The sequence below is a fragment of the Luteococcus sp. Sow4_B9 genome (assembly GCF_052116585.1).
GTDB lineage: Bacteria > Actinomycetota > Actinomycetes > Propionibacteriales > Propionibacteriaceae > Luteococcus.
The window spans coordinates 1-12158 of sequence record NZ_JBQKKT010000018.1 but is presented as its reverse complement, the minus strand read 5'-3'; the positions used below and the strand labels follow the sequence as shown (position 1 = coordinate 12158).

Here is a 12158-nt window from a genome sequence, read left to right as displayed (position 1 = left end):
TACCCCGGACCATCGGCCCGGGCGGGAGAGACTGAAGCGGGGAATGCGCAACAACCGGCACCATCAAGGGGGGACAACCGTCGACTTCGTAGGTGATTGTTCGCAGTGTGTCGGCCTGTGTTGTGTGGCCCTCACCAGGACCAAGGCCGGCGGGTTCGGTGCGGACATCCCCGCAGGGACGCCCTGCAACCACTTGCAGGGCGACAACCGGTGCCAGATCCATCCGCGGCTGCGCGAGGAGGGCTGGCCGGCCTGCACCGTGTTCGACTGCTTCGGGGCAGGCCAACAGATCACTCAGGTCACATTCGGTGGTGTCGCTGACTGGCGCGAAGGACCCGAGACCGCCGGCGCGATGTTCACGGCTTTCGCCAGCATGCGCCACCTCATGGAGATGCTGCGCCTGCTCACTGAGGCCCGCGAGCTGGCAGATGGCCCACTCGCCCAGGACGTCGATGTCCTGGTGGTGGAGCTGCAGCAGCTCGTCGCCGCCCCCGCTGACCAGGTCGCGTCGGCAGACATCGCCGGGCTACGCAGTCGAGTGGGGCCTGTGCTCGTCGCGATCAGTGAGTCCCACCGCCTCCCCACACCCCGGTCCAGGCGCTTCCAGCCTCGCGCGCAGCTGATGGGCAGCAACCTGCGCAAGGCACGTCTTGACCGCCACTGCCTGCGCAGTGCCCTGCTGATCGCGGCCGACCTACGAGGTGCAACCTTCGAGCGCACCGACCTTCTGGGGGCCGACCTACGTGACGCCGACCTGTCAGGGGCGGACCTGCGGGGTGCGATCTTCCTGACCCAGCAGCAGGTCGACGCAGCGCGGGGCAGTGAGAGCACGCGTCTGCCGGCGGGGCTGCACATGCCGTCGCACTGGAATCGAGCGCGGTAGAACTTCTGGATCCCGATGCGACAGATGTGCTTACCTCGGGGGCTGGGTTGTCTAGGGTCGAGCCATGACTTCACCGGAGATCCGGTTGCGCAACGGTCGAGTGGGCGACGTCGCTCGCATGGTCCAGCTGTTCACCGATGACCGCGTCCGCAGGCACCTGGGCGGACCGAAGCCAAAGACCACCGCGTGGCCACTGGCTGTGGCAAGTCTCGCGGGGGCGCGGTGCGGGCGTCGCCGATGGGCCCAGATCATCGCCGATGCCCGCCGTGACCGGATGCTCGGCACGGTCATGGTGGATCGACGTAACCAAGATCGGCCCGGGCATGTCCGCCCTGAAGGTGGAGAGCTGGAGCTGTCGTATGTCCTCCTGCCTGATGCTTGGGGACAAGGGATTGCGGAAGTGGCCTGTCGGAACCTGTTGGCGCGAGTCGCTGCGGAGGTCCAGGGCGACGAGCCTCTACTGGTGGTCACCCAAGCGTCGAACCAAAAGGCTTTGGCACTGGCTGCACGTCTCGGGTTTGTGGGCAGCGCCGAGTTCACGGAGTTCGGCAGCGCCCAACACATGCTGACGGCCTCCATCAGCAGCTTTTCCGCCTGACCACTCGCGGCAGTTTCGGATGTTCAGGGCAAGAGTTCCCAGTACTGCTTTCGTGCTGGCATCGCATGGATGACCAGCTCGTTGCCGCTCTCGAACACGAGAACGACCGTTTCCAGCAGCCGACCCTGGTTGTCGAACCCCAGTCTCAATTCGCGGTGCGGCCAGTCTTCATCGTCCAAGGGCTCGATCCACTGCGGCCAGTCGGCTGCCTGGATCGCGTCCTCATCGCTGATGCCGTGCTTTCGCGCGCTCGGATGGACCTTCATGCCGCGGACCGGGCCAAGACCCGGCGGATCGCCTCCGAGCGGCTCACCTGGTCCCGTGCTGCCAGGGCATCGAGGGCCGCGATCTCGTCAGCGCTCAACCGCACGGCAACCACCTGCATCGGCTCGGCACCTCGGCCCGGGCGTCCCCGTCCGCGGTGGCGAAGGGCCCCGACGTCGTAGCCGGCCTCCGCCTCGTCTGCCCACGCCTGGATCTTGGCCTCGTCGAACGTGTCCTCGCTCATGCGGAAATCGTAAACGAAAACCCAGTGCGGCCAATGGTGCCTCACGACGAACGTCCCGTCATCGACATGATGGTGATGTCACGCGCGCCGCGACCGGCGGCGAACCGGGCATCAGCCCGTGCCTCGCGTGCCAAGGATGTTCTCGCGTGGCGAGGTTCCGTCGGAGAGAGCAGTCAGCCCCGTCGCGGCTGGTCGGGGGTCCAGGGATTGCGACGGGGCTGACGATGTTGGGTGTGCTCGGGGGATCCACCCAACGGGACAATTCAACCAGACAAGTGATGGCTGGAGATGGATCGTTCATTGTCGGTTGGATGACATTCCTGCCACCACACGGTTTCCTGAAAGTGGAGTACAGGAAACCTTCACCTCCCGGACAGCTTCGCATGGGGCACGATGGAGTGATGATCGCGGTGACAGGAACCGTCCATGGACGGGTGCAGGGCGTCGGCTTCCGCTGGAGCGCCGTTCAGGAGGCGGAAGGTCTGGGCGTGACGGGGTGGGTCAGGAACCTGCCCAGCGGCCAGGTCGAGTTCTGGGCCGAGGGGCCCGCAGCCGATGTGGAGTCCTTCCTGGACTGGTGTCGGCAGGGTCCGCGGTTCGCCACGGTGGACGAGGTACAGACCCGGGCTGCCCGGCCCGAGGGGATGCAGGACTTCCGGGTCCGCTGACGCGGGAGGGGCCATCGGGTTCCCCTGGTCTCACTCGTCCAGGAACCAGACGGTGGTTGCCGGCGGCAGCGTCTGCCGCACATCCGGCCAACTGGCCACCGCCATCCGTGCCGGCTCGGCGCCCAGCTGCGGCAGCGGGATCTCCCCCTCCCCGAAGTTCGTCGCGCAGTGCCACGGCCCCCGGGCGAAGTGCAGCACGTCGGGCTGGGAATCCACCCAACGCATCGGTGCCTGTGCCACCATCTCCCGCAGCTCCCGACGTCGCGCCAGTGCCTCGCGGTAGAGGCTCAGGGTGGAGCGCGGATCCTCCTGCTGCGCCTCCACACTGAGTTCCCCGAAGACCTCTGGCTGTGGCAGGTGGGCGCCGCCGGAGCCAAAACCGAAGGAACTGCCGCCCAGTGCGGTCCGCTCCCTGTTCCAGGGCAGCGGCACCCGGCAGCCGTCGCGGCCCTTCTCCTTGGAGGAACGGCCCAGCATCGGGTCGGTGAGCACCTCGCGCGGCAGGTCGGCCACCTCGGGCAGGCCCAGTTCGTCGCCCTGATAGACATAGGTGCACCCGGGCAGCGCCAGTTCCACCAGCACCGCCGCGCGGGCTCGCCGCACCCCCAGCTCGACGTCGAGCGGCGGTTCCTTCCCGTCGGCCAGCAGCCACTGCCGGGCCAGCCACTGGCTGTCATGCCGGAAGGCAGGTTCGCCGGGAAAGGCGGGATCCACGTGCACCCGCGGCTCGGGGGTCAGGGGCAGGCCGAACCGGCTCGCCACCCTCGGAGTGTCATGGCAGCCCAGCAGCCAGGTGGTGCTGGCGCCCGTCGCCGCCATGTCCGCCAGGGCATCGTCGATCACCCTCCGGAAGTCGCCCGCGCGCCAGTCACACTCCTGCATTGAGAAGTTGAAGGCCTGGCCCAGCGTCTCCGGCTGGGCATAGCGCCCGCGGCGCGACGGATGCACCGCCGCCTCCGCAACGGCGAACCGGGGCGGGTCGTAGGAATCGAAGATGGTGCGCCAATTGCGGTAGACCTCCATCAGCTCGTCCCGGTCGAACCACGGATGGGAACCATCGGTCCGCACGAAGTCCTGCACCGTCGCCCACGGCTCCCACGGTTGCGAGAGGTCCTTGGTCAGCGAGTGCGCCACGTCGACGCGAAAACCGTCCACGCCCCGGTCCGACCAGAAGCGAAGGGTCTGCTCGAAGTCGGCCCGGACCTCGGGATGCTGCCAGTTCAGGTCGGGCTGTTCCGGGGCGAACAGGTGCAGGTACCACTGCCCATCGCCCACCGGCTGCCAGGCCGATCCGCCGAACAGACTCTGCCAGTCATTGGGCGGCTCGCTGCCGCCAACCGTCCCGTCGCGGAAGATGTAGCGCTCCCGGGCCGGTGAGCCCTTGGGGGCCGCCAGAGCCTCGCGGAACCAGCGGTGCCGGTCCGACGAGTGGTTGGGCACCAGGTCCACGATCACGCCGATGCCATGGCGGTGCAGGGTGGCAACCATCTCGTCGAAGTCCTCGAGGGTGCCGAGTCTGGGATCCACCGCGCGGTGGTCATCCACGTCGTAGCCGCCGTCAGCGAGCTGCGAGGGGTAGAAGGGCGACAACCAGACCGCGTCGACCCCCAGCTGTGCCAGGTGCCCGATCCTGCTGGTGATGCCCGGCAGGTCTCCGATCCCGTCCCCAGTGGAATCGGCGAAGCTGCGCGGGTAGATCTGCAGCACGACGGCGTCGCGCCACCAGTCGCGTGGCCGGTGCAGCGGCGTGTCAAGCGGGGCAGCAATCGTCATGGGGCAAGTCTGGCAGCGGCGTGCGCCCGGCTCCGCGCCGGGTGGACCACGCATGGTGGCTTCCCGCCCCATGTGGGCCCTGTTCGCTGTGGGCCCCGCCCCATGTGGGCCTGTTCGCTGTGGGCCCCGCCCCATGTGGGCCCTGTTCGCTGTGGGCTTCGTGCAGACTCTGGCCCTCGACGTCGCTCACCCCTACCGTTGAAATGTAGGCCACCGCGGCCACACGATCACGGACCAGAGCAGGAGTCGACCATGACCGAGAGCAACCACGACGCCAACCGCACGGATGCCGCCAAGGCCAAGGCCGCCGAGGCTGCCGAGAAGGCCAAGGCGCAGGCCGATGCTGCCAAGGCCGCTGCCCAGGAGAAGGCCGAGTCCGCCAAGGCTTCGGCGCAGGAGCGCGCCAACAAGGCCAAGGCCAGCACCAGCGAGGCGCAGGAGAAGGCCAAGGAGGCCGCAGCCAAGGCCAAGCAGGCTGCCGACGATGCCGCCAGCAAGGCGGGCGAGGCCGTGCACAAGAACCGCGAGAAGATCGACAGCACCGTCGAGAAGGCCGCCCAGATGATCGAGGACAAGACCAAGGGCAAGGCCACCGGCGTGGTCACCAAGGTCAAGGAGGTCATCGCGACCGTCCTGGACAAGGCGGAGGACAAGCGCACCTTCGGCGTGAAGGTGGACAATGCCGCCGATGACTTCGAGCGCAATGCCGAGAAGTTCGCCGACAAGCTGGACGGTGACAACCGCTTCTGACCACCCCATCTGGCGCTTATGATCAGCCCATCTGGCCGATCAGGCTCTTCCAGACGGCCCGCCAGCGCTCCACCTCGTGCGTCGATGCCAGCTTCTGGTGTGTGACGGCGAAGGCAGCTCTGGCGGGCTTCGTCATGTCCGGGCGCGGGCGGTCGTAGGCCTCGGCCACCACGCGGCTCCCGTCGGCCAGCTGCGCGCGCCAGCGGCTCCACTTCTCGGTCTGCGTGCGGGTGGGCTCCTGCTCCACCGCGACGCCGCCGAACTCGGCCATCGGGCTCGTGACCTGAACCCAGGCGTCCAGCGCCTCCTCGCGCGTGCCGTGCCAGGTCTTGCTCACCGACACCTGGAAGTCGCCCTCACAGGTCTGGCCCACGACGCGTCGACCGATCGCCTTCTCGTACTCCACGGTGACCGACTGGGCCCACCAGCCCTTGTTCTCCACCGTGTCCGGGAGCTGGTCGGGAACCAGGCGGGCCGTGGCGGTGTGGTCGAGCTCTCGGCATTCCAGCCCGTCGAGCAGCTGGACCCATTCGTCGATCGAACGGCCGGTGACCTCGGCGAGTCGTTGTGCATCCATACCGCCAGTATGGCGGGACGGGGCGCCGTCGCGGAGCAGGTCAGTCCCAACCCAGCGCGTGCAGCCGGTCATCGTCGATGCCGAAGAAGTGGGCCAGCTCGTGCACCACGGTGGTGAGCACCTCGTCCGCCACCTCCTCGCGGCTCTCGCACATCTCCAGGGTGGGCAGCCGGTAGACGAAGATCCGGTCCGGCAGCACCGCCGAGTAGCCGCCATCGCGTTCCGTCAGGGGGACACCCTCGTAGAGCCCCAGGATCTCGGGTTCGTCCTCATTGCGGTCCTCGACGATCAGCAGGCAATTGTCGAGCAGTGCCATCAGCTCGTCGGGAATCTCCTCCAGGGCCTCGGCGGCGAGTTCCTCGAACTCATCGGCATCCATCTCAACCATGACGGTCCTTCCAACGCGGGGTCTCCTCGGCCAACCGGGCGCCGTCGGCCACACACCAGGCGACGAAGTCGCGCACGTCACGCCCGCGAAGATTCGCGGAGCGGTAGCGCGAGGGTTCGTCAGGGCGCTCCCGGGCCCGCAGCGCCTCCAGCCCAATGGGGCGCCACTGCTCGTCCAGCTGGTTGGCCACATAGCGTCCGGCCTCGCTCTTGGAGGCCATCCGCCCCGTCGCCAACAGGTGGTGCAGCCGGGCCACCCCCAGCACCGACCACGCCACCAGGTCATCCCGGCGGCCCGCCACCAGCCAGCCGAGCCGCAATTCCAGCGCCGTGCGTGCCCAGTACGTGGCCAGGTTCTGCGTCGTGTACTCCTACAGCCGTTGCGGATCATCGTCGATCCCCAGCACCCGCGGATCGCGTCCGGCCACCCGGATGCCCCGTTGCGCGACTTCTGCCCACGAGACGGGGTTGACGTCCTGGTGGGAGGAGACCCGGAAGCTGCCCGCATGGGCGCACGGCACCGGCGGGCACTCGGCCGGTGGGCGTCGCAGGTCATCCAGGAGCACGTGGTGCCCGTCGAAGTCATGGTCCGGGAACTCGAACCAGATCTGCGTGTGCGCAGCCTCCAGCGCCTCCAGGTCATGTCGTCCCGGCCTGCGGGACAGAACCGCCGTGAAGTCGACGTCCGAGGAGGGGAAGAACTCGCCCCAGGTGAGACCACCGCGCAGGTACAGCCCCTCCAGGAGGTCCTCGGAGCTGTGGTTCAGCGCATGGGTGAAGGACGCACAGATCTGCTGCACCTGGCTGGGCAGCGGGACATCCATGCCGTGACCCTAGCGGGCCGCGGTTCGTCAGGTCTCAGATGGCGCGACGGGGACGGGCAACCTCGGCCGGGAAGTGTTCGATCGAGCTTCCGCGACGCGGCCGAGCGGCCGTCACCCGCGGCTGCTCCGCGGGCTGTCGGCGAGCCCCCGTGACCTGCCGCGCGGAGGTAGCACCCACGCGCGCCGCATGGGCCGCCGACCGCTCCGGGGCACGCCCATTGCGCTCGTTGCCACTGATGACGGGGCGACGCGGGCTGGCCTGTCCACGATCCACGGGAGACGAGATGCGGTCGCTCTCGGAGCGGTCACGCCAGATCGTTGCGCCGGGCCAGGTGATCTCCTCGGGTCGGAAGCCGTCGTCCAGCAGGTACTCGGGCGTCCGGGTGGGGCTGGCGCCGCCGGCGGCGAGGGCTGCGCCGGTGCGGGCGGCCTCCACGGTGCGGACCCGGTCAGGGGCTGCGGGGGTGCGCGGGGAGCTGGTGGCTCCTGCACGTGTGCCCCCGGTGGCTCCTGCCAGTGGACGTGGCTGCGGCTTCGGCGTCGCAGCCGTGGTTCGACGCACCGCGACCGGACGCTGCCACGCACTGTGGTCTCGGGAGTCGGTGGTCCGCTGGGTCGTCGATGACGCGGGAGGGGTGCCGGGCTTCTCCTTCAGCCAGCGCAGGACCTTGGTCAACATGCCGGGCGAGTCGGACGGCATGGCCTGACGGCGCAGGGCCGGGGCCTCTTGGCCGCTCTCGGCATGGACTCGTGGCTGGTTCCCCATGGTTGTCACCCCAACGATTGCAGTGGCAGTACTCGTGATGGGGGAACGACGGTGGTGCCTTGGGGGAGGGGCCGTCGAGCATCAATGTAGACGGTCCGCCGCGCCCTGACCAGAGAAATGTCCACGAATGGTCGAGCCTTGGTCGGTAGTTCATCTTGGGTTTTCCTCGAACCGGTGTGTGGGGCTCCGTGCGGCGGCCGTCGCTTGGCCGGACCGGACAGAATGGAGCCATGACCCACGACCAGCTCCCCGCCAGCCTCGAATGGACCACCCGACTGTGCCGGGTTGACACCACGAGCCGCGACAGCAACCGCGAACTCGTGGCCCTGGTGGCCGACGAGTTCCGCAGGTTCGGCATCGAGCCGCATCTGTTCGACTCGCCCGACGGTCTCAAGCAGGGCCTCGTGGCAACGGTCCCGGCCGACGACGGGCGCACCTCGGGTGGCGTCGTGCTGAGTGGTCACACCGACGTGGTGCCGGTGGACGGTCAGCAGTGGACCAGCAATCCCTTCGAGCCCGAGGTGCGCGACGGCCGCCTGTACGCCCGCGGCGCTGTGGACATGAAGGGATTCCTGGGATCCGCCCTGCACATCCTGCCCGCCCTGACCGCAGCGCGCCTGGCGGAACCGGTGCACTACGCCCTCAGCTACGACGAGGAAGTGGGCTGCAAGGGTGGCGACGACATCGTCGCGCAGATCCACGAGCTCGGTCTGGCCCCTCGTGCTGCCGTGATCGGTGAGCCGACCCTGATGAAGGTGGTTCGCGCCCACAAGTCCGTCTGCTACGCCACCGTTGTCTTCACCGGCGTCGAGTCCCACTCGTCGCTGACCACTCACGGTGTCAATGCGGTGGAGTACGCGGCGGAACTCGTGGCCTGGTGGCGCACGATCGTCGACGGCTGGAAGGCCAACGGACCCTTCGACGAGGCCTACCCGATCAGCCACTCCACCGGCGGGGTGAACCGCTTCAGCGGGGGCACGGCCGGCAACATCGTCCCCGGACGGGCCGAGCTGGTCCTGGAATTCCGCACGGTGCCGGGCAATGACCCCGATGAACTGTTGGGCCGTCTGCGGGAGGTCTGCGACGACCTGCGCTCCCGGATGCAGGCCGAACATCCCGATGCCGACGTCGAGGTGGTCGTCGACGCCATGGCTCCGGGGCTGGACACGGCAGCCGACGAGTACGTCGTCGAACTGGCGACGATGCTCGGCGGGATCGCCAGCGAGAACAAGGAGGCCTACGCCACCGAGGCCGGCCAGTTCTCCAGGGGCGGGATTCCCGCAGTCGTGTGCGGCCCGGGTGACATCCAGCAGGCCCACAAGGCCGACGAGTTCATCGAACTGGGCCAGGTGGCCCGGTGCGATGCGTGGATGGAAGCCCTGGTTGACCACCTGAGCCTCTGATCGGTACCCCACCCAAAGGGGTGAACTGCGGCCGTCCATCATGCAAACAGGGTGGACATTGGGGACCGCTGGCCTGAAAGTAAGCGCATGACTTCACCCGAGATCGATGCGCCAGGCCGAGGATCCGAGCCCTCCCTGAAGCGCGTGCTGGGCCCCGGCCTGCTGCTCCTGTTCATCATGGGCGACATCCTGGGCACCGGCGTCTACGCCCTCACCGGCAAGGTCGCCGCCCAGGTGGGCGGCATCGTCTGGCTGCCCTTCCTGTGCGCCTTCATCGTGGCGCTGCTGACCGCCTTCAGCTACCTCGAACTGGTCACCAAGTATCCGCAGGCAGCTGGTGCGGCCCTGTACACGCAGCGTGCGTTCAAGAGCCACTTCTTCACCTTCATCGTCGCGTTCACCGTGATGTGTTCCGGCCTCACCTCGTCGGCCTCCGCCTCCAAGGCCTTCGCCGGCAACCTGGTGGCCGTCTTCGGCTGGAATGTGGACGAACACGGCATGGAACTCAAGCTGATTGCCGGCGGCTTCCTCCTGCTGCTGATGCTGGTGACGCTGCGCGGCGTGAGTGAATCGGTCAAGCTGAACGTGGTGCTGACCTGCATCGAGTTGTCCGGTCTGCTGATCGTGATCCTGGTGGGCCTGTGGGCGATGTTCCAGGGCCAGGCCGACTTCAGCCGCCTCACCGAGGTGAACGTCGCGGAGGGCAAGACGGCCTTCGGAGCCGTCACGGCCGCCACCGCCCTGGCCTTCTTCGCCATGGTGGGCTTCGAGGACTCCGTGAACATGGCCGAGGAGACCAAGGACCCGGTCAACACCTTCCCCAAGATCCTGCTGCTGGGCCTGGGCCTGACCGGCATCGTCTACGTGCTCGTGGCCATCACGTCGGTCTCGCTGGTGACCCCCGAGAAGCTCGGCGAGGGCTCCACCCCGCTGCTGCAGGTGGTGCAGGTGGGCGCCCCCAACTTCCCGACCGGCGTCTTTGCCGCGATCACCATGTTCGCCGTCTCCAACACCGCCCTGCTGAACATGCTGATGGCCTCCCGCCTGCTCTACGGCCTCGCCCACGAGGGCGTCCTGCCCCGCTCGCTCGGCAAGGTGAGCCAGCGCGGCCGCACCCCCTATATCGCGATCGTCTTCACCACGCTGCTCGCGCTGGGACTGGTCTGGTTCAGCAACCTGACCGCCCTCGGCGGCACCACGGCACTGCTGCTGCTGTGCGTCTTCACCGTGGTGAACATCGCCGTGCTGGTGCTGCGCAAGGACCGCAAGGACGTCAAGCACTTCACCACCCCGACGATCATGGCCGTGCTGGGTGCCATCAGCGCCGCCTTCCTGGCGAGCCCGCTGTCGGGCCGTGCCAACAGCGACTACAAGGTCGCCGGCTGGCTGCTGCTGGTGGGCATCGTGCTGGGTGTCATCACCTTCCTGATCAACCGCATGGTCTACAAGCAGGAGACCCGCTTCCGCGACGTCGAACACCTCGGCGACGTGGAGTGGGAGGTGGAACACCCCGTCAGCGAGGTGCCGCCGATGATGGACGTGCTGCGCAAGCAGGACGGGCGCGACAAGCCCTGATCCTTTCCCCGTGCGCCACGAGGGTGCCGATCCCAGTGCGGGATCGGCACCCTCGTCGCAGTGGTGGGCCGGGTGGGCTTGCTCGGCCAGTCAGCCGACGGCCGTCGTCACCGCGTCGACGATTGAGGCCTGCGCGTCCCCGGGAGTGGCAGGCAGAAGTGGGATCTGCATGTTGCGGACCACCCGCTGCATGCCTTCGCCCATGTGGTCGACGACGATCGCCTGGACCTGGTGTTCCTTGAGAAAGCGGACGATGCGGGCATGGTGCGAACCATGGGTGCCGGCGTCGTGCGACTCGTCCCAGGCCACCTCGTGGATCTGCCAGGCAATCACCTCTGGCCCTTCGGCGCCGGCACGAACATCGGCCAGGCCAATCCAGTGGGCTCGGCCCCAAGCGGCTGCGGTCTGCCCGTCGGCGGTGGTGGGCGTGGCGACGATCATGGACTCCTCCTTGGTGATGGGCCCATTGTCTCCCCTGGGTGGAGGGAGCTGGTCGGCGGGGTGGGCGCTCAGGGGCGCTCAGGGGTGCCCAGCGGCCCCGGTCTCACTGGTCTGGTCTCGCTGGCCCCCAGATGGAGTCCGCGTGGGTTGGTGGGTTACGCGTGTGGTGTAGCGCACGCGGGGTGTTGGAACCCACGCGGGGTGGGGTCGGGGGCGCAAGAACCCACGCGGGGTTGGGTCAGGGGCTGGAAACCACGCGGGGGCCCGGAACTCACGCGGGGTGGGGCGAGAGCCTTGAGCACTCCGCCCGGAACCACCTCAGTCGTAGGCGTGGGCGACGGCGTGCAGGGTCTGGCTGAACTCGTCCTGGACCTCGGGGTCCTCGCGGTAGGTGGCAAGGCTCACCAGCCAGCCCACCAGCAGGGCCGCGGCGAAGCCGGGCAGGATCTCGTACACGTCGAAGATGCGGCCCGGGCCACCTTCCACATTGCCAAACCAGGCAACCACCAGGGCACCCGTGGCCATCGAGGCCAGGGCGCCCCAGGCGGAGAGCTTGCGCCAGAACAGGCTGAGCAGCACCACGGGGCCGAAGGAGGCGCCGAAACCGGCCCAGGCGAAGGCCACCAGCGCCAGGATCGTGTCGTTCTGGGTCCACGCCATCACGGCCGCCAGCACCGCGACGGCGAGCACCGCCAGACGGCCCATCAGCACATAGTGGGCGTCGGGCTTCTCGTCGCGGTTGAGGGCCTTGTAGATGTCCTCCACCAAGGCCGATGACGTGACCAGCAGCTGGCTGGAGACCGTCGACATGATGGCGGCGAGCACCGCGGCCAGCATGAAACCGGCGACGAGGGGGTGGAAGAGGATCTGGCCCATCTTGATGTAGACCGTTTCCGGATTCTCCAGCGTGAGCCCCTGCTTCTGGTACCACGCGGCGCCCACCAGTGCCCGGGCCACCGCACCACCCACCGCGAAGAGCATACAGCCGATAACGATCCGTCGCCC

The 12158-nt window shown here is 68.2% G+C and carries 16 protein-coding genes; 6 read left to right on the top strand and 10 right to left on the bottom strand.

From position 1 onward, the window contains the following. Positions 1-124 precede the first annotated feature (124 nt). Entirely contained in the window at positions 125-883 is a 759-nt protein-coding gene (locus ACTQ49_RS11070; protein ID WP_441827899.1) for a pentapeptide repeat-containing protein, read from the top strand. A gap of 64 nt (positions 884-947) precedes the next feature. Next, complete coding sequence (locus ACTQ49_RS11065) at positions 948-1481, top strand: GNAT family N-acetyltransferase (RefSeq protein ID WP_441827898.1); 534 nt, start codon at positions 948-950, stop codon at positions 1479-1481. Between the two features lie 23 nt (positions 1482-1504). Here the strand turns inward: ACTQ49_RS11065 and ACTQ49_RS11060 are convergent, their stop codons facing one another. Both ACTQ49_RS11060 and ACTQ49_RS11055 read right to left on the bottom strand, forming a co-directional pair. Next, entirely contained in the window at positions 1505-1747 is a 243-nt protein-coding gene (locus ACTQ49_RS11060; RefSeq protein ID WP_441827897.1) for a hypothetical protein, read from the bottom strand. Then, entirely contained in the window at positions 1744-1989 is a 246-nt protein-coding gene (locus ACTQ49_RS11055; protein ID WP_441827896.1) for a ribbon-helix-helix protein, CopG family, read from the bottom strand. The genes ACTQ49_RS11060 and ACTQ49_RS11055 overlap by 4 nt, the downstream gene beginning before the upstream one ends. Positions 1990-2390: 401 nt before the next feature. Between ACTQ49_RS11055 and ACTQ49_RS11050 the strand changes: the two genes are divergently transcribed. Beyond that, on the top strand, positions 2391-2657 hold the full coding sequence (locus ACTQ49_RS11050) for an acylphosphatase (protein ID WP_441827895.1): 267 nt from the start codon (positions 2391-2393) through the stop codon (positions 2655-2657). 30 nt (positions 2658-2687) lie between these two features. Here ACTQ49_RS11050 and ACTQ49_RS11045 read toward each other — a convergent pair whose 3' ends face one another. Beyond that, complete coding sequence (locus ACTQ49_RS11045; RefSeq protein ID WP_441827894.1) at positions 2688-4430, bottom strand: glycoside hydrolase family 13 protein; 1743 nt, start codon at positions 4428-4430, stop codon at positions 2688-2690. A gap of 252 nt (positions 4431-4682) precedes the next feature. On the opposite strand from ACTQ49_RS11045, the gene ACTQ49_RS11040 reads away from it, so the two are divergent. Further along, positions 4683-5180, top strand: coding sequence for an Rv0909 family putative TA system antitoxin (locus tag ACTQ49_RS11040; RefSeq protein ID WP_441827893.1), 498 nt, complete (start codon positions 4683-4685; stop codon positions 5178-5180). 22 nt (positions 5181-5202) lie between these two features. On the opposite strand, the gene ACTQ49_RS11035 is transcribed toward ACTQ49_RS11040, so the two are convergent. The 5 genes from ACTQ49_RS11035 to ACTQ49_RS11015 all read right to left on the bottom strand — a co-directional run bounded on the left by ACTQ49_RS11035 (position 5203) and on the right by ACTQ49_RS11015 (position 7734). Further along, a complete protein-coding gene (locus ACTQ49_RS11035) occupies positions 5203-5757 on the bottom strand; it encodes a hypothetical protein (RefSeq protein WP_441827892.1) in 555 nt (184 codons plus the stop codon). A 40-nt stretch (positions 5758-5797) separates the two neighbouring features. Beyond that, complete coding sequence (locus tag ACTQ49_RS11030) at positions 5798-6145, bottom strand: metallopeptidase family protein (protein WP_441827891.1); 348 nt, start codon at positions 6143-6145, stop codon at positions 5798-5800. Further along, positions 6138-6422, bottom strand: a complete 285-nt coding sequence (locus ACTQ49_RS11025) for an aminoglycoside adenylyltransferase domain-containing protein (protein ID WP_441827890.1) — start codon at positions 6420-6422, stop codon at positions 6138-6140. The genes ACTQ49_RS11030 and ACTQ49_RS11025 overlap by 8 nt, the downstream gene beginning before the upstream one ends. Positions 6423-6515: 93 nt before the next feature. Next, positions 6516-6968, bottom strand: a complete 453-nt coding sequence (locus ACTQ49_RS11020) for a hypothetical protein (protein WP_441827889.1) — start codon at positions 6966-6968, stop codon at positions 6516-6518. A 34-nt stretch (positions 6969-7002) separates the two neighbouring features. Then, on the bottom strand, positions 7003-7734 hold the full coding sequence (locus tag ACTQ49_RS11015; RefSeq protein ID WP_441827888.1) for a hypothetical protein: 732 nt from the start codon (positions 7732-7734) through the stop codon (positions 7003-7005). Positions 7735-7964: 230 nt separating this feature from the next. Here ACTQ49_RS11015 and argE point away from each other — a divergent pair, with 230 nt between their 5' ends. Continuing rightward, positions 7965-9137, top strand: coding sequence for an acetylornithine deacetylase (gene argE, locus ACTQ49_RS11010; RefSeq protein WP_441827887.1), 1173 nt, complete (start codon positions 7965-7967; stop codon positions 9135-9137). Positions 9138-9224: 87 nt separating this feature from the next. Further along, complete coding sequence (locus ACTQ49_RS11005; RefSeq protein WP_441827886.1) at positions 9225-10712, top strand: APC family permease; 1488 nt, start codon at positions 9225-9227, stop codon at positions 10710-10712. Positions 10713-10802: 90 nt separating this feature from the next. Here the strand turns inward: ACTQ49_RS11005 and ACTQ49_RS11000 are convergent, their stop codons facing one another. Both ACTQ49_RS11000 and ACTQ49_RS10995 read right to left on the bottom strand, forming a co-directional pair. Then, positions 10803-11153: a NifB/NifX family molybdenum-iron cluster-binding protein gene (locus ACTQ49_RS11000; protein ID WP_441827885.1), complete on the bottom strand. Its 351-nt coding sequence runs from the start codon at positions 11151-11153 to the stop codon at positions 10803-10805. Between the two features lie 318 nt (positions 11154-11471). After that, on the bottom strand, positions 11472-12158 hold a 687-nt coding region (locus ACTQ49_RS10995), incomplete at its 5' end, for a sodium:solute symporter family transporter (RefSeq protein ID WP_441827884.1).